The sequence below is a fragment of the Agarivorans sp. 2_MG-2023 genome, assembly GCF_030548085.1.
In the GTDB taxonomy this organism is placed as follows: Bacteria; Pseudomonadota; Gammaproteobacteria; order Enterobacterales; family Celerinatantimonadaceae; genus Agarivorans.
Map to the genome: position 1 here is coordinate 110,259 of NZ_JAUORQ010000003.1, position 18,261 is coordinate 128,519.

Consider the following 18,261-nt stretch of genomic DNA (forward strand, 5'->3'; position numbering starts at 1 on the left):
AATCCTGTTCCATTTACTATCAATAATTGGCAACTAAATACGTTTTGGTGGCTTATTCGCCCTCAATCACTATCACAATTAATTCGCTGGGGCCGTGCGCGCCATACGCTAAGGTTTGCTGAATATCAGCCGTTTTAGATGGCCCAGATATAAGCACCACATTACTGGGCAGCCCTTGGTGGCATTGCTGCTGAGCCATTAACAAAGCAAAGTTATCTACGATTTGACTGGCTTTGATAACAGCCACATGACACGGCGCTAATAGCGACAAACTGCGCGGCTCTTCGGCACTAGGTTTAAGCACCAAGGTTCCCGTGTCGGCAATTCCTGCGTCACACCCAGTTAAGCTTACCGACGTATTGTTGAATAAATCTGACTTGTGCTGCTCAAAATCTTGCTCAAAAACACTGAGTTTTAGTCGCGATGTTAAAGCCTGAGTAAACAGCTGATGCCAATCTCCCCCAGTGCCTAACATGGCGCTTTGCCATTGGTGCAACGCCGCGAACTCAATCAAGCTTCCAATTAATTGTTCAGCATTGGGGATGCTTATCACTTCAGCATGAGCGTTGGTTAGTTGCTGCTTAAATCGTGTTAAGCGAACATCGTGGCTAGGGCTTTGCCACGCTTGATGGCTGCCAGCAGACGGTTTAGGGCTAAGCGCAGATACCGCACTTAAACGCTGCATAATATTGGCTTTTGCCAATGCACTTGCGCTGTTCATAAGCTCGCTCCTTTATTTGCCCGTTGTTTCATTTGCTGATGAAAACTCTGTGATGCCAATTCTGGTTTAGAACGGCAACGGGTCCACGCGCCCATAGGCAAAGGTATATATCTCGCTAAGGTTAAAACCATGCGAGTGGCGAGGTGATAAATCTTTGGATTAGTGCTTAACCACGCCCAAAAACGCCAAACATTGTGTTCGCTAAAACTGGCAGCACTGGCTTGGCCTTTTAGTGACGAAGTGCCGCTCTCCGCAGGCATTTTTGCATCGTGACGCAAGCGCTGCAGCAAGCTGGGAATAGGAATGTTCACCGGACAAACTTCTTCACAAGCACCGCATAAACTAGAGGCGGTGACTAAATCACTGGTTTGCTCTAAACCTTGTAAATGCGGGGAAATAATTTTACCAATGGGGCCAGGATAGGTGGTGCCATATGCGTGCCCGCCTACCCGGGTATAGACCGGACAATGATTCATACATGCGCCGCAGCGAATACACTGCAAGGTTTTACGCAAAGCGTCATCGGCATAAGCTTGCGAGCGGCCATTGTCTAATAACACCAAGTGAACTTGCTGCGGGCCATCGCGCTCTGGCGAACGGCGCGGCCCCGAAATCATATTGAAATAAGTGGTAATGTGCTGGCCAGTCGCCGAGCGAGTTAAAATACTAAACAGTGGCGGCACATCGCTTAAATGCTCCACCACTTTTTCTATACCGGTCACCGCAATATGCAGGGGTGGCACGGTGGTAGTCATGCGGCCATTGCCTTCATTCTCCACCAAACAAAGGGTGCCTGTTTCGGCAACCGCAAAGTTCACCCCAGAAATGCCCACATCGGCTTGCTTAAACTTGTTACGTAAGGCTTCTCGACCGGTTTGGATCAACTTGTCTACCGACAAGGTATAATTAAAATCCTTGATATGCTCTAAGAACAAATCCGCCACTTGCTGCTTATTTTTATGGATAGCAGGCATAATAATGTGCGAAGGAGTTTCTTCTGCTAACTGCACAATATACTCACCCATATCACTTTCTACGCACTCTATACCTAGGCTTTCCAGATGGTGATTTAGCTCGATTTCCTCGGTCACCATCGACTTACCTTTTACTACTTTTTTGCCCCCTGCTTGCTGGATTAATTCAGCAATCAGCTGCTGGGCTTGGTTGGTATCTTCGGCCCAATGCACTTGAATACCGTTAGCTTGGCAATTTTGTTCTAACTGCTCTAGTAACTGCGGTAGCTTGCTTAAGCAGCGTTGGCGAATGTTCTCGGCGTGTAAGCGTAATTGCGCTAATTCGTCTTCATCACTAAAGGCGTCTTTACGCTTTTCTTGTAAGTAATCCATGGCGCCGCGAAAGTTCTGGCGTAGTTGTTGGTCGGCGAGCGCGTCGCTGGCTTGGCCTTTAAATTGGCTTGCTTGGTAATGTTGTACACTCATGCTTTAGCCTCACTAGCGGGTTTAGTGCGCTTTAACAAAAAGCTGGCTAAGTGTTGGCCTTTAAACATGCTGGCCTCGCCACGATAGGCTAAGTGGCCATTAATGTTAGCCAAGCAGCCCCAATCGGCACTCACTAAATAGTCGGCTCCCGATTGCTTTAAATGAGAGGCTTTGTCTTCCACCATCGCTTGGCTAATCTCGGCATGCCGCAATGCAAAGCTGCCACCAAAGCCACAGCATTCGGTATCGTAAGCGGCTTGTTTGAGTTCAACATTATCTAACTGAGCCAATAAGGCCTCAGAGCTTGTATGTATGCCCATTTCACGTCGGCCACTGCAGGATGTATGCAATACCACTGAGCTGGCTTCGCCCTTATCCGTTAGTTTTACTCGGCATACTCGTGCCAAAAACTCACTAAATTCAAACACTCTTTGGCTAAATGCCTGTGCTTTTTCGGCATGTTCACTGGCGGCAAATAAGTCAGCATAATGTTTAAACATCATACCGGCGCAGGAGCCAGACATTACCACTACCGGGTAGTTGTTGGGGAATAGCGCCATTTGGCTTAAGGCGACCGTTTTGGCTTGGTCTTGATAACCAGACGTGTAAGCGGGTTGGCCACAGCAACTTTGTTTTTCCACCCAAATCACTTCTATGCCTTCACGTTCCAGCAGTTCAATTGCGGCTAATCCGCCATTGGGGTCAAGCACGTCTAACAAACAAGTGGCATAAAAATACACTTTGTTTGGCTTGCTCGGATACATCCTTAATCCTGCTTGGTCCATTCCCTACCTCATGCAAACTAGTCATGCTAATTTAGTGTTTATTGGCTTATTTTAGTTGAAGCTCCGCTGGCTAAAATAAGACCTTAGTGCCAAAGGCCAAATGTGAGAGTTCACACAAAGCCGAGGCTAAAACACACTTTTAATTAACATTTACTTTACAGCTTCGACATTCATCCATATATAGAAACAAAGAAATTAATTATTTCCAAAATATGCCAAATGTAGATGACTTAATTTTGTTCGCCGATGTGGTTGAGCAAGGATCCTTTAGCCGCGTAGCCGAACAACGAGAGCTCACCAACTCAGTGATTAGCAAACGAGTGGCTCGTTTAGAGCAAGAGTTATCGGTACAACTGCTATATCGCACTACCCGTAAACTCTCGCTCACCGAAGCAGGCCAAGCGCTATTTCTGCAAGCCAAAGATATTGCGCTAAGTGCACAAGAAGCCTTTGCCGAAGTAGGCGAATACGGAGAAAGCCTGAGTGGGAAAATTAAAATCAGTGTGCCCACCATTTCAGGCGAATTACTGCTGGCAGAAGCCTTAGCGTCGTTTTGTGAGCAATACCCAGACATTAGCGTGGATATGTCGATGGATAACCGCTTTGTAGACTTATTAGAAGGCGGTTTTGATTTGGCGATTAGAACCGGCAGCTTGCCTGATTCCTCGCTGATTGCTCGCCACATTATTGACTCACATTGGGTGGTGGTTGCCAGCCCCCGCTACTTGGCGAAGCGAGGTATTCCGTGGACACCCGACGAGCTCACCAAACATCGCTGCTTAAGCTACAGCTACCAAGAAGGTGGCGCTGAGGAGTGGATGTTTCACAGTAAGCAGCAAACTCAAGCCGTTCGAGTAAACAGTGGCTTTAGTACCAACAATGCCAGAGCCTTAAGAACCGCAGCAATAGCAGGACACGGGGTAATTTATGTACCTCGCTGCTTGGTACATGAGGACTTAGCCGCAGGGCGCTTACAGGAGATATTGGTAGGCCAAGCCGCCAAAGTACTCGGTATTTACGCGGTCTATCCTTTCACTCGCCAACAACCGAAAAAAATCAAATTACTTATTGAGCATATTCGCCAGCGCTATTTAGCCATCGCCGAATATTTTTAGCGCGCTTCACAACTTACTAAAAATGAGTAGTATTCGTTAGTTAAGATAAAAAATCCCCCTATACTGAGGGTATTCAACTGGTAAGAGCAATCTCTTGAAAAACCTTGTGGCTTGTTTAAGTTTAAGTCTGCTGAGTACTTCGGTTATCGCTGCGGCGCTAATGAAGGTAGCTGTGCTCGACTTTGATTTAGATGAAGGTGAAGATGAACCGGGTTTAGATTACTTAGTAGAGGCCGCCAGACAAATTGATATTGAGCTCGAATTAATCCCCCTGCCTGAAGCGCGAGCTAGTCGCTTGTTAGAGTTAAACCTATTAGACGGTGAAGCTTTTCCTTACGATTTTCCCAGCAGAAAATCCGACAACATGCTGAAAATAGATGTGCCCATTGAATCTTCAAAGTTGTGGATTTGGGTGCCTCACGATCAAAACTGCGTCGCCCACCCTGACCAGCTGAGTAACTTTAAGCCGGTTGGTTTAAGCGGCATCCCCTACTTCAACATTTTTTATCAACTCTCTGAAGTGGGCTTTGAGAAAGTATCCTCGCCAAAACTAATGGTAGAAATGCTGCGGCGAGGTCGTGCCGACTACTTTGCAGCCAGCAAGCGCTCGGTCGAATTTATCTACAGCGCTCAAGAGAGACAGCAAATCAAACCCTGTTTTGACCAACACTTTATCGAAATCAAAAGCTACTTTTACCTGAATAAAAAACACCAAGCCATTGCCGAACTATTGGAGCAAGAACTACTAGAAGTGGTGAATTCACACCCCGATGATGATGACGATTAATATTTAGCATTCTCATTATTCAGCTAAACCTGCTACCTAAAACCATCTTTATAAAACACATTTAAGCCCATGTTCCTAAAACACTTTAGCTTGTAGCCAGCCAATAACATTACTGGGGCTAAATTAATGAATGACACTAGAGCTCAAGCAAAAGTGCTGGTAGTGTTAGCCTATTCATCACATAACATGCAGGAGCTTAGCTTGTGAGCCGTTCTTCATTTCAACAGTTTCATTGGCAATCGAGCCAGTTCAAAAGTGCCAGTAATGATATTGATAGCTTTTATTCTTTACTCGCCGAGCAAATGCAGCGTTTAGGAATGCAGCAGCAAACACTTGGTGAAATAGACGCTTACCCACTCGATCTTTACCAATCTCCTAACCCGCACTCTTCACGCCTAAACCTACTGATTAGTGCTGGTTTTCACGGTGAAGAAGCCGCTGGGCCTTGGGGCATGTTAAAGTTTCTCTCACAGCTAGATAGTGAGATTTTCAACAAGATAAATCTTAGTTTACTGCCACTGGTAAACCCTACTGGGTTTAAAGCTGGCCATCGTTTCAACCAATATGGTGAAAACCCTAACCGAGGTTTTGAGTTTGCCGCCGGACGTGCACTTGAAAGTGCCGATAGCTCTGTAGAAGGCAAACTACTGATTGCTCAACAAGACTTGCTAAAAGCACTTAGTACAGATGGCATACTCACTTGCCACGAAGACGTGCTGCAACATAACTGCTATGTCTATTCTTTTGAGCCTGAACAAGCCGCTGGTGCATTTAGCCTTGGTTTACGCGACAGCTTAGCGGCCTTTTTTGAAGTGGCTGCGGACAACAGTATCGATGGTTGCCCCTTAGATAAGGGCTTAATCCACAACCACTACGATACTTCGTTTGAATCTTGCTTGGTAAGATTAGGGGCGAAAAGGGGCGCTTGTAGCGAAACCCCTGCACTGGAAGACTTTGACCAACGGATAGATGCAAACTGCGCTGTAATGCAGCAGTTTGTTGCTTTTAGTCTCTAGCCCTTAGGCTTTACATTTTACAGCCTAAGGATTCACTCTTAGGCTGATTTTACTCTTCAGCAGTTTGTAAATCTAACTGCATTTCTATCACCCCATCTTCCAGTTCAAATTTCACTCTAAATCCTAGATGTTTGGCTAAACCTGCCATGCCTCGGTTTTGAATCATTGTCATCCCACTCAAGGTTTGGGTGCCCATTGCCTGATAATAAGCAATAAGCTTTTGCAGCAGCTGCTTGCCTAAACCCTGACCTTGTAAGTCACTTCTTACCACCATGGCAAACTCTGCATCTAGGTTATCAGGATCAATGCTCGCCCTTACTACGCCAAGGATGGCTCGGTCGTCTTCGGCGCTCTCGTCTACCGCAATAAAAGCCATCTCGCGGGCGTAATCTATTTGCGTAAGCAGCGCCATCTCTTCATGCGTCATCTGCCCTCTCGCGCCAAAGTACCGCTTGTAACGGTCTTCTTCGGTAAGGGAAGAATCAAAGGCTAAATGCTTGGGTTCGTCTTCTGGCAAAATAGGACGCAGCAATACTTTGCTACCATTTTTAATCTGGCAATATTCTTCTAGCTCTTTGGGATAGGGGCGAATCGCTAAGCGTTGCCCTAAGCCTTGCTCAGCCGCTTGCAAGCGCATGTTTACATCTAGCAAGGTAATGTTATCGCCTGCTGCCAGTACCGGGTTAAGGTCTAAACGGGCAATCTCTGGGCAATCAATCACTAAATCAGATAAGCGGGTGAGCATGGTGCATAAGGCTTCCATTTTTAGCCCATTAGGCAAGCGCCGGTCTCTAATCTTTTGCGCCTTAAGGGCAGAAATAACCAAGTAACGGGACAAACTCATATTCAGTGGCGGTAAAGCTACCGCGGCATCTTGGGTTTCATCCCACTCCGAGCCACCCTCGCCTAAAAATATCGCAGGACCAAACACCGGGTCATTAATCACTGCCACTCGCAGCTCTTGTGCTCCAGCGGTTAAGGCCATGCGCTGTAAGACCATCCCCTCAACTCTGGCTTGAGGGTAAGCCTGCTGAACCCTATCCAGCATTGATTCTGCGGCAATCTTAAGCTCTTGTTGGTTGTTAATGTTTAGACTGACACCGTGTACATCGGATTTATGCAAAATATCTGGGGATTGAATTTTCAGTGCCACCGGGTAACCAATATCTTCGGCACACGCGATAGCTTCTGCCACATCATGCACCAACCATGTATCGATAGTTTGCAAACCAAAAGCTTGCAGCAAAGGTTTAGCTTCATGGGTTTCTAATACAAATTTTTGCTGTTCTAGAGCACTTTGCAAAATCTGTTTCGCGCTTTGGTCAACAGCGGTTTCCACGGTAGTACTTGGGGTTTCTGAAAGCAGTTTCTGATTACGTCTAAATTCTACCATGTGCATAAACGCACCCACCGCACCCTCTGGGGTTCGATAAGTGGGAATGCCCGCTTTGGTAAACGCCATCCGCCCTGGGTACGCCGTGGCTTCCCCCATCCAATTAGTAAGAATGTTTAACCGCCGCGCTTTACTGTCTTGTTTAATCACCTTGATTAACGCCTCAGCGGTAGACTCGGCTCCCGCCAATGCCGACGGCGCATGCATTAGTAACAAGGCATCCGCTTCACCGCTACTTGCGACAATGTCTAAGGCTTGGGCATAACGAGAAGGATCGGCATCACCAACAATATCTAAGGGGTTTTGCCCCGACCATGCGCTAGGTAAAACTTCAGACAACTTCGCTAAGGTCTCTTCGGAAAACTCAGCTAGCTTACCGCCGCGCTCCATCAAAGCATCAACCGCCAATACTGCTGGACCACCGCCATTACTCAAAATGGCTAATCGCTCACCTTGCAAAGGATTGGCATAGGTCAGCGTTTCTACCGCGGCAAATAGCTCATGTAAATCTTTAACCCGCAACATACCAGCACGCTTAAAAGCGGCATCGTAAACAGCATCGTTGCCTACTAGGCCACCAGTATGCAAAGAAGCCGCCTTGGCCCCCACACTACTGCGCCCAGATTTAATCACCAAAATAGCTTTATTGCGCGAGGCAGCCCGCGCCGCAGACATGAAACGTTGAGTATCTTTTACCGAGTCGATATACAACATAATTACTTGGGTTTTGGCATCTCGAGACAAATAGTCGAGTAGCTCTCCAAAGTCGATGTCTAATGCATCGCCTAGGGAAATAAACGAGGAAAAGCCTATGCCTTTATCATTAGCCCAATCAAGTACAGTGGTACACACCGCAGCAGATTGTGACACAAAAGCAATTTTCCCGACTTGGCTATTGGCATGAGCAAAAGACGCGTTAAGCCCAAGCTGGGGCAGCATAATGCCTAAACTGTTCGGCCCCAAAATACGCATACCGTAGCGTTGAGCCAATGCGAGTATTTGCTCGGTAACCGTTTGCTGTGGTTCATCAACATTTATGTCTAAACCACCGGCAGTAATAATGGCCGCCTTACAGCCAAACTGACCCAGCTTTTCTATTACCTCTGGCAGGCGTGTGGCGTTCACACATACCACTGCTAAATCGGGCCGCTGCGGTAGCTTCTCAATGCTCGGATAAGCAAGCACGCCCAGCACAGCCTTATACTTAGGGGTTACCGGCATTACTGGGCCATTAAACCCAGCACTCATCAAGTTCTTCATCACCACGTTGCCGGGGCGTAAAGCACGGTTTGATGCACCAATCACCGCAATAGATTTTGGAGAAAACAAGTCATGCAATTTGCGTTGGCTCATTCCAGCAGTCTCGCTTTTTCTTTTAGCTAATTAGGCTTAAGTGTAACGCTTATCTTAAAAGACTAAGGTATTCATTGTTCACAGTATTTACACTCTACTACCAAGGTCGCAGTCTACCGAGTGTTATCTGGGTAAGTCCTTTGAACGAAAATGCCTTTAAGCTAAATAATCAGGTTATTACGTAACATAGCATCTACAATTATTTTAAAGTCACCTTGGTTTTTTTAACTCGCACTAGTTTTTTATACAAACAACTGGACAAAAAGCGATTTTTTTATTCATATCTTAAAGAAACCCTGCAATTTTAAGGAAGAAAGCATGGCGTTAACCTCTATTCGCGCGATCGATTACATGACTAAAAATCCGGTAACAGTACAACCTACTACCTCGTTGTTTGAGGCTATCGACATCATGCTTGCGGCAAAAGTATCGGGTGCCACAGTAATAAACCAACAACGTGAAGTGGTTGGAGTCATTTCTGAAATAGACTGTTTACAGGCGATTTTAAAAGGCACTTACCACGGAGAGATTGGAGGAAGTGTTGCCGATTTTATGACCGAAGAAGTGGATGTTATTGGCACTGACATGGACATACTGGCAGTAGCAGAAAAACTGATTAAGGAAAAACGCCGCAGAATGCCTGTAGTGCAAAATGGTAAGTTTATTGGCCAATACAGTATTCGCAGTATTCTTAACGCGGTGAAAGAGTTTAATCTCAAGTAGCAAATAACAAAAAGGGCCGCTTATTGCCGCCCTTTACAACTTACCCGCTTAACGCACATTTAGTGAGCTTGGTTCACCACCATTTGCGCTTGCAAACTTTCAATCTCAGCAATAATGCTCGCCGTGTTTTCACTGTCTGGCACCATGAGGTCAAGCTCGGCAGTGAATACATTCCCTCCGGCCTCCGGCACACTAACACGATGACACTCAAGCTTATTAACGTTCACCCCATGCCCCACCAACAAACGTGTAATATCGTTAATCAGTCCTGGTCTATCTTCGGCATCAATCACTAAGCGCAGAGATTCTGATTGCGATAGATGCGCAGGTTTACAATCGTGAATATCAAGCTGTACACCCTCTACATTAAGAAGCGCATCTTGTAAGGTTTGGCTATTTTTTTGTGGAACTTGAACTTTGAAGATACAGGCAAATTGCCCATCGAGGTTAACTACGCGACTGCTTAGCCACTTTCCCTGCTGAGAATGCGTTATATCGGCTAAGCGATTTAGCGTACCGGGTTTATCTTCGCCCACTGCGGTAACTAAAAATAGAGCGCTCATACTTCTACCCCTTTTTGTGCTAAAACCTACTCTAAGTTTATACCACCTGAGAGTGAACGGTGTGATAAAACTCCTAGTTTGAGGCAATTATCAGTAAAAGCTGTTTAAAATGCTAACTGGTAGCAAAAATTCATATTTTTTAATGACTTTTAACTATTTAGCAGACAAAAAAGCCGACGAAAGTCGGCTTAATTCAAGCAGGGCTAAATGAACTATTTGTTGCTATAAACACCAACATTTTTAAAGCCAGCATCTTGTAAGTACAAGGCTTGTAGTTTGCTCATTACACCGCGATCACAGTACAACATATAGTGCTTGCTTTGATCCAAATCGCCAAACTGGGTGGCTAATTTAAAGAAGGGAATATGTTTCACTTCAACGCCATCCATTGCAAAGGGTTTTAGCTCTAGTTCTTCCATAGAGCGAATATCCAATATTACCGCTTCTTTATCTTGCGCAACCTCTTCGCTATCAACTTCGGTGACTTGCTCGTCGGTTTCTTTAGCAATATCGCGAATATCGGTAATGCGGCTATCTTCAACCACTTTGTCGAGTATAGAGAAATCAAACTTTTCTTCTTCAATAAGCAGTTTAGATTCAACCGCCTTCACCGTAGGTTTGTTTGAAATAACACCGCAGTACTCCGGCATAGTTTCCGCGAAATCATTGGTGCCAATGCGCTTAGCAACATCAATAATGTCTTGCTTGTCGGTAGCGATAAGCGGGCGCAATATCAAGGTTTCAGATACCCGGTCAATCATGCTTAAGTTTACTAAGGTTTGACTAGACACTTGGCCAACCGCTTCGCCGGTCACCAAGGCTGGAATATCCAGTTTTTTAGCCACTTCAGAAGCAGCCCGTACCATCATTCGTTTAAGCACAACACCCATTTGGCCGTTGTCTACTTTCTCAAGAATTTCGTTTACCACTGGGTCAAAATCTACGGCGACAAATTTCACCCGATGAGATGAGCCAAAACGTTTCCAAAGATGATGAGCAACTTGTTTAACACCTAGCTCGTGAGCACGCCCACCAAGGTTAAAGAAACAATAATGCACCTTGGCGCCACGTTTAATGAGCTGGTAACTCGATACACCAGAGTCAAAGCCGCCAGAGATGAGTGACAGTACACTTTCTTGTGTGGCTATCGGGAAACCGCCTAGGCCTTCATGTTTGGCCTTAACCAGATAAACATCTTCGTCAGATATCTCTAGTTTTACCGTTTCATCTGGATTCTTTAAGCGCACCCCATTGCTTTCGCAATGCTGGTTAAGGCCGCCACCAACATAACGCTCTACTTCAATTGATGAGAAGTCATGTTTACCGCTACGTTTTACTCGAACACAAAAGGTTTTACCTTTTAAGCGGTCTTTCCATACCTCATGAGTCAGTTCATAAATACTGTGTAGATCAGTAAAAGTATGCTGAGACACTTCAAGAAAATGCACTATTCCCGGTGTAGACGACAAGGCTTCGATAACCGCCGCTCGGTTTTCCTCGCTTTCGTTACGCGAAGTGACCACCATTCGATCCCAGTCTAGGCGTACACGAATCGTTTCATCGATAGGACTAATTACATTACGAATATTGCTTTGCAGGATTTTGCTGAAGCGCTTGCGAACCGGCTTACTCTTCATAGCAATTTCTGGAAATAGTTTAACGATGAACTTCATAACTCTGGGGCCTTGATAAATTTGGGCGCGAATTATACCGCGAGTTATGGCAGTGAGCCAATCTTGTTTATTTTAGGCTAAGAACAAGTGCAATACTTTGCTGAATAAAACGCAAAGCGAAGCAAAAAAGAGAGGACAAAAAAAGAAACTCGCCGGTATTAGCGGCGAGGTAAATAACTATTGCGCATCGGAGACTGCTATCTCACCAGATTGAGAGGCTTTACCTTGCATAATGCCTATCTCTACACGGCGGTTGCGGCGACGATTTTCCAAGGTATTGTTTTTAAGCAGTGGCTGAGTATCTGCCACGCCACTTACTATCAAGCGTTCTTCGGCAAATCCTTGCACCTTAATCAGCTCATGTGCCACCGATACCGCGCGTTGACTAGAAAGATCCCAGTTGGAACGATACAGCTCCGATTCAGCTTGTTGATTATCGGTATGCCCAGACACCGTAACAATACCCGGAATATCTTTAATCACTTCGCCCACGCGGCGAATTACTGGCCTAAACTTAGGCTGCAAAAATGCCGAACCAGAAGGAAATGCGCCTTTTTCTCGGACTCGAATAATAATTTGCTGGCCTAATGACTCCACTTCAATCGCGCCATCTTCAATTTGGTCTCGCAATTGTTGAGCAATCCGCTTGGCGGTTTCATTTTGCTGAGCTTGAGTCTCTGATTGGCTTTGTGAAGATTGAGCTTGAGTAGCAGAGGCGCGGCCGCCGGTCTGTTGGCCTGCAGCTTTTTGCTGCCCGCCCGCATCGGCTTCTTCACCATCATGAAACTCCAGCTTGGCCTGAGTCATGTCAATGGTCTGCTGCATGATGGTTTCAATTGGTGTGGGTTCTGGGCGACCAGGGCGAAATTCCTGGGCAATCACCGAGGTTCCTTTGGGAATATCTTTTACTTCCAACAGGTTCTGCACACCAAAGGCATACTTCATCGACCCAGCGATTTGTTTAAACTTTAATACGTCCATCTCCGAGAATGCCAATAGCAATACGAAGAAACACATCAACAAAGACATAAGATCGGCAAAGGTGCCCATCCATGCGGGCAAACCTTCGGGGGGACATTTGCAAGGTTCTTCCATTACTGCGTCACCTATTCGTCGGTTGTACCAAGAGAGCGCTTACCTTCCGGCAGATAGTTTTTCAACACGCCTTCGATCACACGCGGATTTTGCCCATCTTGGATCCCTAATACCGCATCTAAAATAAGACTACGATTTAGCTTTTCTTCACCAGCACGCAGCAATAACTTCTCACTAATGGGAATCGCCACCATATTAGCTAAAATGGCACCGTACAAGGTCGTTAACAAGGCTACCGCCATGGCAGGGCCAATAGACTTAGGGTCATCCATGTTAGACAACATCGCTACCAAACCAATTAGCGTACCAATCATACCCATTGCCGGCGCCACATCGCCAAGTGCTTTAAATATGCCAGCGCCAAACTCGTGGCGTTCAGAAGTGAGAGAGATATCTTTCTCCATGGTGGCACGCACTACGTCAGCGTCGTGACCATCAACTAGCATATCAATGCCTTTTTGCATAAAGGGATTAGTGATCTCAGCTTCTTCCAAAGCTAAAAAGCCCCCTTTACGGGCAGCGTCAGCCATTTCAACTGAGCGCTCAATTAAATCATCGGGTTTGTCGGCCTTAAACATAAAAGCTTTGGCCGCAATTTTAATTGCACCCAAAAACTGGCCGAGGTTGTATTTCATCAATACAACAAATAACGAACCACAAAAAACAATCAGTACCGAAGGGATATCGATGAAAATCTCAATCCCGCCCCCCATCACCATCGCCATTACAACAAACGCGAAGGCGCCGATAATCCCAATCAGCGTTGCTAAATCCACTGCTTTTTCCTTTTAACCTGTAGCCTAGAGATTCTAATTAAACTAATACTAGTCTACTCCCAAAACAGAATCGAAGGTAATTTTGTGTTCTCATATCAATATCTTGACACACCAAGCTCTTCTATATTTATCGACCAAAATAAAAATACTTGAGTCGCATGTTTGACCTACCTATACGCCTAGGGTAACTTTGCGCCAGCATAAGTATGAGAGAGGCCTTGGCTGTGGTTGCAAAAAAACCAGAAAAGATGAAGTTTGAAGAGACTTTAAATGAACTTGAGGACATTGTTCAACAATTAGAACAAGGTGAGTTAAGCCTCGAAGATTCACTCAAACAATTTGAGCGCGGCATCGGCCTTGCTAACGCTGGACAAGCAAAACTGCAGCAAGCTCAGCAACAGGTTGAGATACTTCGTCAAGGTCCAAACGGCGATACTTTGGAACCGCTGTCTCAGGAGTCTTCTGAGTGAATACTACTTTAGCCAGCTCCATCGCTGACTATCAATCACAAATTAATGCGCACTTAGACCAAATATTAGAGCAGCAAACAGTAAACGACCCGCGTTTACTGGCCGCTATGCGCCATGGTTTATTGCTAGGTGGAAAAAGAGTTCGCCCGCTGCTTGTTTATATTGTGGGTCAATTGAACGGGGCTTCAACAGCGCTACTTAATACTGCAGCAGCAGCCGTTGAATGCGTTCACGCTTATTCGCTTATTCATGATGATTTACCTGCCATGGACGACGATGATCTTCGCCGCGGTCAAGCAACTTGCCATATCGCCTTTGACGAAGCCACAGCAATTTTAGCCGGTGATGCCCTGCAAAGTTTGGCGTTTAGTTTAATTGCTGATGCTCCAGCCAGTGATGCGCAAAAAGTCGCTATGCTAAAAGTGTTAAGCCAAGCAGCCGGATACAATGGCATGTGTGGCGGACAAGCCTTAGATATTGCAGCAACCAATCAAACAATAAGCTTGCAGCAGTTAGAAACCGTTCACCAACATAAAACCGGCGCTATTATTAAAGCGGCGGTGATGCTGGGCGCAATATGCGCCAATATTACCCAGCCAAATGAACAACAAGCTTTAGCTCGTTATGCCGATGCGTTAGGCTTAGCTTTTCAAGTTAGAGATGACATTTTAGATATAATTAGTGATACCGATACTTTAGGTAAACCTCAAGGCTCTGATGAGGCGCTAAACAAAAGCACATACCCAAGTTTGCTAGGATTGGACGGCGCCATAGAAAAGGCTGAATTACTAGGTAAAGAAGCGCTGTTAGCTTTAGAGAGTTTGCCTTACAATGGTGAGTTGCTAGCCTCATTGGCTGATTATGTCGTGCATCGAAACAACTAGTCGTCAACAATAAAAATAATGATAAGCATTTTATATGACACTGAATATTAAAGATTACCCAACTCTTGCTCTTGCAGACCTGCCTCCGCAGCTACGCCAACTAGAGCAACAGCAGCTTCCCGAACTATGTGACGAACTTCGCCAGTATCTACTTAACAGTGTTAGCCAGTCGAGTGGCCATTTAGCCTCAGGCTTAGGCGCAGTTGAACTCACTGTTGCCTTGCATTACGTATACAACACCCCCTTTGATAAATTGGTTTGGGATGTTGGCCATCAGGCTTACCCGCACAAAATTCTTACTGGTCGCCGTGAAAAAATGTCGACCATTCGTCAGTTTAAAGGTTTACACCCTTTCCCATGGCGTGGTGAAAGTGAGTACGACGTATTAAGCGTAGGCCACTCTAGCACCTCAATCGGTGCGGCCTTAGGCATGGCGATAGCCGCTGAAAAAGAACAGCAAGGCCGTAAAGTGGTGGCCGTGATTGGTGATGGCGCCATGACCGCCGGTATGGCTTTTGAAGCGCTAAACCACGCGGGCGCAATCCACAACGACATGTTAGTGATTTTAAATGACAACGAGATGTCGATTTCGGAAAACGTTGGCGCACTCAATAACTCGCTAGCAAACATTCTTTCAGGCTCGTTGTATTCTTCGCTCCGTGAAGGCGGGAAAAAAGTACTCAGCGGTATGCCGCCGATTAAAGAGCTGGCTCGCCGCGCTGAAGAACACCTTAAAGGCATGGTAGTACCGGGCACTTTATTTGAAGAATTTGGCTTTAACTACATTGGCCCTATTGATGGCCATGACGTAAAAGGCTTAGTGCGCACATTAAGCAATATGCGTGACTTAAAAGGTCCGCAAATTTTGCATGTAATGACCAAAAAAGGGAAAGGCTATTTACCCGCCGAACAAGACCCTATTGGTTACCACGGCGTGCCTAAATTTGACCCTAGCCAAAGTAACCTGCCTAAAAGCAAAGGTGCCGCGCCTACGTTCTCTAAGGTATTTGGCGATTGGTTATGTGACATGGCCGCCAAAGATAAAAAGCTAATGGGGATTACCCCAGCGATGCGCGAAGGTTCGGGCATGGTGCGCTTTTCTAAAGAGTACCCTGAACAATACTTCGACGTAGCCATCGCTGAGCAGCACGCAGTGACCTTTGCAGCTGGATTAGCCATTGCAGGTTACCAACCGGTTGTGGCTATTTACAGTACCTTTTTACAGCGTGCCTACGACCAGTTGATTCATGACGTAGCCATTCAAAACTTGCCGGTGTTATTTGCTATCGACCGCGCCGGCATTGTTGGCGCAGACGGCCCAACTCACCAAGGTGCTTTTGATTTAAGCTACTTAAGAGCGGTGCCTAACTTAGTAATTATGGCACCCGCCAACGAAGATGAATGTAGGCAAATGCTCTACACAGGCCATTTACATCAGGGGCCTGCTGCGGTTCGCTACCCTCGTGGCGGCGCAGACAATACGCCAATCAACAATGCAATGAGCGCCATAGAGATTGGTAAAGCCAGAGTATTACGCGAAGGTAAAAAAATTGCCATTCTCAACTTTGGTAGCTTGTTATGTAAAGCCGCTCCTGTAGCCGAACACCTCGATGCAACACTGGTAGACATGCGCTTTGTTAAGCCGCTAGACAAAGACTGTATTCGCCAGTTAGTCGAGAGCCATGAGCTAATTGTAACGGTTGAAGAAAATGCCATTTTGGGTGGCGCCGGTTCGGCAGTAAACGAGTTTTTATTTGCTGAACAACTAAACCAAGTAAAAGTACTTAATATTGGCTTACCCGACAATTTTGTTGAGCAAGGTAGCCAAGATGAAATATACCAACTACTAGGTTTAGACAGCGTGGGCATTCAACAAAAAATCGAAGACTTTAACAATAAGCCTTCGCGTTAATCTAACACCTGTAAACGTTCAAACAATGGGAATGGACTAGCCCGATTCATATTTTCAATATTAATCCGCTGGTTCAATGCCCATATCTTTCGTTGCCAATATAAAGGCACAAACACCGCTTCTTGGTATAACTGCTGCTCAAGGTATTGAATAATCTTGTCGCGCTTTTCTTCATCAAGCTCTTGCTCGCCAGCCAATATAAGCTGGGTTACCTTTTCATTCCGGTAAGACAAGCAACCAGCCGTTTGCAGGCTTGTGCCACTATCCTCAATGAACATAGAACGAGCAATACTTAATACGTCACCAGCATCACTTTGGCGGCGCGTTAACATCACATCACTTGCGCAGTTTTCAATATTGGCTTGATACTCTTGTTCATCTAACCATTCTGGCACGAGGGTGATGTTGACCCGATCTAACATCGACACCAGTTGCGGTACCACTTTAGACTGCTCGCCAAATAGCTGTTTGGGGACTGCTATAGTAAGCGTAAAGCCATCTTCAAAACCCGCTTGCTGCAGCAATTGATGCGCCAGTAGTAAGTTATAGCGCGGCAACAATTCTTTATTGTAACCAGGAAGACCAGGGATGCTTAACTGGGTAGACGCTAAAGCGTAAGGCCCTAACACTTCAGCCAATCTAACATTATCAATCGCCAAGTTTAACGCTTGGCGTACCCGCCGATTAGCCAGCGCGGGATGGCGTTGATTTAATTCAATGGCCAACCACTTTAGACCCTCGGTCTGAATAACGGATAGTTGCGGGTCTTTATTTAACAGCTCTACATAGTTATCGGGTACATGGTCTACCACATCCACATCGCGGGAAAACAAGCTCGCCATGCGCATTTCAGACTGCACAATTGGCACCACTTTAATTTGCGTAATATTACTGCGCTTATTACGCCAATATTCAGGATTGATGGAAAACTCGGTCACAATGCCCGGTATGTAACGGGCCAACTTAAAAGGTCCAGTTCCCGATACAGAGGAGACTATCTCGGTGTTTTCTAATTCCTTATTTGCTAGATAAAACTGTTTGTCTGCTGGGAATATATAACTTAAACGCTGAATCAACTCTGAGAATGGTCGGTAAGTGAGCACTTCAAACTGCGAACTATTTAAAGCTTTTAAGCTTTTAATCGGTGCAAACAAACTTTGTAAGTGAGGCTGTTGCTGAATGCGGTTAAAGGTCCACTCTACGTCTTCAGCCGTAAGCGGATTTCCTGAATGAAAAACAACATCATTACGTAACTCAAACTGAATTTGAGTAGGCGATATTATCTTCCACTTGGTCACCAGGCGTGGGGCGACTCTTCCTTGTTGATCAAGTAAAAACAAAGGGTCGAACAACAAGTGGTTGATAAAATTACTGTTGGCATCCACTTCCTCAACAATTACGTTGGGCTCAGCATGAAAAGCCGTTCCCCAAACCAAGGTTTTGGCTGGTGAAACATTTACCCAGCCTACAATTAACACCAATAACAGCGCTATTTTGTGTATTTTAGCTTTGGTTTTATCTAACAGTGCCAACGTGAAGAGTCCTTGGTAAGTTTA

The 18,261-nt window shown here is 45.6% G+C and carries 16 protein-coding genes; 7 read left to right on the plus strand and 9 right to left on the minus strand.

The window, feature by feature from the left end:
* Window positions 1-52: 52 nt before the first annotated feature.
* The 3 genes from Q4549_RS05550 to Q4549_RS05560 are packed head-to-tail and all read right to left on the minus strand — an operon-like array spanning window position 53 to window position 2,924.
* A complete protein-coding gene (locus tag Q4549_RS05550; protein WP_303549955.1) occupies window positions 53-721 on the minus strand; it encodes a lactate utilization protein C in 669 nt (222 codons plus the stop codon).
* A complete protein-coding gene (locus Q4549_RS05555; protein WP_303549957.1) occupies window positions 718-2,160 on the minus strand; it encodes a LutB/LldF family L-lactate oxidation iron-sulfur protein in 1,443 nt (480 codons plus the stop codon). The genes Q4549_RS05550 and Q4549_RS05555 overlap by 4 nt, the downstream gene beginning before the upstream one ends.
* Window positions 2,157-2,924 carry a (Fe-S)-binding protein gene (locus Q4549_RS05560; protein WP_303549959.1) on the minus strand — a complete coding sequence of 256 codons (768 nt, stop codon included), beginning with the start codon at window positions 2,922-2,924 and terminating at the stop codon, window positions 2,157-2,159. Before Q4549_RS05560 ends, Q4549_RS05555 begins: the two co-directional genes overlap by 4 nt.
* A 233-nt stretch (window positions 2,925-3,157) precedes the next feature.
* Between Q4549_RS05560 and Q4549_RS05565 the strand changes: the two genes are divergently transcribed.
* The 3 genes from Q4549_RS05565 (at window position 3,158) to Q4549_RS05575 (ending at window position 5,863) form a co-directional block, all read left to right on the plus strand.
* Window positions 3,158-4,060, plus strand: a complete 903-nt coding sequence (locus Q4549_RS05565; RefSeq protein ID WP_137671704.1) for a LysR family transcriptional regulator — start codon at window positions 3,158-3,160, stop codon at window positions 4,058-4,060.
* A gap of 94 nt (window positions 4,061-4,154) precedes the next feature.
* The gene (locus Q4549_RS05570) at window positions 4,155-4,847 is read left to right on the plus strand and encodes a hypothetical protein (protein WP_303549961.1); all 693 of its coding nucleotides are present in this window, start codon (window positions 4,155-4,157) and stop codon (window positions 4,845-4,847) included.
* A 203-nt stretch (window positions 4,848-5,050) separates the two neighbouring features.
* Entirely contained in the window at window positions 5,051-5,863 is an 813-nt protein-coding gene (locus Q4549_RS05575) for a M14 family metallocarboxypeptidase (protein ID WP_303549962.1), read from the plus strand.
* Between the two features lie 49 nt (window positions 5,864-5,912).
* Here the strand turns inward: Q4549_RS05575 and Q4549_RS05580 are convergent, their stop codons facing one another.
* A complete protein-coding gene (locus Q4549_RS05580) occupies window positions 5,913-8,609 on the minus strand; it encodes a bifunctional acetate--CoA ligase family protein/GNAT family N-acetyltransferase (protein WP_303549963.1) in 2,697 nt (898 codons plus the stop codon).
* Window positions 8,610-8,927: 318 nt separating this feature from the next.
* Here Q4549_RS05580 and Q4549_RS05585 point away from each other — a divergent pair, with 318 nt between their 5' ends.
* A complete protein-coding gene (locus Q4549_RS05585; RefSeq protein WP_137671708.1) occupies window positions 8,928-9,332 on the plus strand; it encodes a CBS domain-containing protein in 405 nt (134 codons plus the stop codon).
* Window positions 9,333-9,391: 59 nt separating this feature from the next.
* Here the strand turns inward: Q4549_RS05585 and Q4549_RS05590 are convergent, their stop codons facing one another.
* From Q4549_RS05590 to pomA, 4 genes are all read right to left on the minus strand, one after another.
* Window positions 9,392-9,895 carry a glycine cleavage system protein R gene (locus Q4549_RS05590; protein ID WP_303549964.1) on the minus strand — a complete coding sequence of 168 codons (504 nt, stop codon included), beginning with the start codon at window positions 9,893-9,895 and terminating at the stop codon, window positions 9,392-9,394.
* A gap of 212 nt (window positions 9,896-10,107) precedes the next feature.
* Entirely contained in the window at window positions 10,108-11,568 is a 1,461-nt protein-coding gene (gene thiI / locus Q4549_RS05595; RefSeq protein WP_303549965.1) for a tRNA uracil 4-sulfurtransferase ThiI, read from the minus strand.
* 177 nt (window positions 11,569-11,745) lie between these two features.
* Entirely contained in the window at window positions 11,746-12,663 is a 918-nt protein-coding gene (locus Q4549_RS05600) for a flagellar motor protein MotB (protein ID WP_303510990.1), read from the minus strand.
* An 11-nt stretch (window positions 12,664-12,674) separates the two neighbouring features.
* Entirely contained in the window at window positions 12,675-13,439 is a 765-nt protein-coding gene (gene pomA / locus Q4549_RS05605; RefSeq protein WP_137671712.1) for a flagellar motor protein PomA, read from the minus strand.
* Window positions 13,440-13,645: 206 nt separating this feature from the next.
* On the opposite strand from pomA, the gene Q4549_RS05610 reads away from it, so the two are divergent.
* From Q4549_RS05610 to dxs, 3 genes are read left to right on the plus strand one after another with little or no spacing between them, the layout of a single operon-like run.
* Entirely contained in the window at window positions 13,646-13,909 is a 264-nt protein-coding gene (locus Q4549_RS05610; RefSeq protein WP_137671713.1) for an exodeoxyribonuclease VII small subunit, read from the plus strand.
* The gene (ispA, locus tag Q4549_RS05615) at window positions 13,906-14,793 is read left to right on the plus strand and encodes a (2E,6E)-farnesyl diphosphate synthase (RefSeq protein ID WP_303549967.1); all 888 of its coding nucleotides are present in this window, start codon (window positions 13,906-13,908) and stop codon (window positions 14,791-14,793) included. Before Q4549_RS05610 ends, ispA begins: the two co-directional genes overlap by 4 nt.
* Window positions 14,794-14,827: 34 nt before the next feature.
* Window positions 14,828-16,705 carry a 1-deoxy-D-xylulose-5-phosphate synthase gene (dxs, locus tag Q4549_RS05620; protein WP_303549970.1) on the plus strand — a complete coding sequence of 626 codons (1,878 nt, stop codon included), beginning with the start codon at window positions 14,828-14,830 and terminating at the stop codon, window positions 16,703-16,705.
* Here the strand turns inward: dxs and Q4549_RS05625 are convergent.
* Window positions 16,702-18,237 carry an ABC transporter substrate-binding protein gene (locus tag Q4549_RS05625; RefSeq protein ID WP_303549973.1) on the minus strand — a complete coding sequence of 512 codons (1,536 nt, stop codon included), beginning with the start codon at window positions 18,235-18,237 and terminating at the stop codon, window positions 16,702-16,704. The two genes, dxs and Q4549_RS05625, sit on opposite strands and share 4 nt — an antisense overlap.
* Window positions 18,238-18,261: the final 24 nt, after the last annotated feature.

Coding starts and splice junctions, on each gene's coding strand:
- thiI (WP_303549965.1), bottom strand. CDS start 11,568: ATGAAGTTCATCGTTAAACTATTTCCAGAAATTGCTATGAAGAGTAAG.
- Q4549_RS05565 (WP_137671704.1), top strand. CDS start 3,158: ATGCCAAATGTAGATGACTTAATTTTGTTCGCCGATGTGGTTGAGCAA.
- Q4549_RS05590 (WP_303549964.1), bottom strand. CDS start 9,895: ATGAGCGCTCTATTTTTAGTTACCGCAGTGGGCGAAGATAAACCCGGT.
- Q4549_RS05555 (WP_303549957.1), bottom strand. CDS start 2,160: ATGAGTGTACAACATTACCAAGCAAGCCAATTTAAAGGCCAAGCCAGC.
- Q4549_RS05610 (WP_137671713.1), top strand. CDS start 13,646: ATGAGAGAGGCCTTGGCTGTGGTTGCAAAAAAACCAGAAAAGATGAAG.
- Q4549_RS05580 (WP_303549963.1), bottom strand. CDS start 8,609: ATGAGCCAACGCAAATTGCATGACTTGTTTTCTCCAAAATCTATTGCG.
- Q4549_RS05585 (WP_137671708.1), top strand. CDS start 8,928: ATGGCGTTAACCTCTATTCGCGCGATCGATTACATGACTAAAAATCCG.
- Q4549_RS05560 (WP_303549959.1), bottom strand. CDS start 2,924: ATGTATCCGAGCAAGCCAAACAAAGTGTATTTTTATGCCACTTGTTTG.
- dxs (WP_303549970.1), top strand. CDS start 14,828: ATGACACTGAATATTAAAGATTACCCAACTCTTGCTCTTGCAGACCTG.
- Q4549_RS05550 (WP_303549955.1), bottom strand. CDS start 721: ATGAACAGCGCAAGTGCATTGGCAAAAGCCAATATTATGCAGCGTTTA.
- Q4549_RS05600 (WP_303510990.1), bottom strand. CDS start 12,663: ATGGAAGAACCTTGCAAATGTCCCCCCGAAGGTTTGCCCGCATGGATG.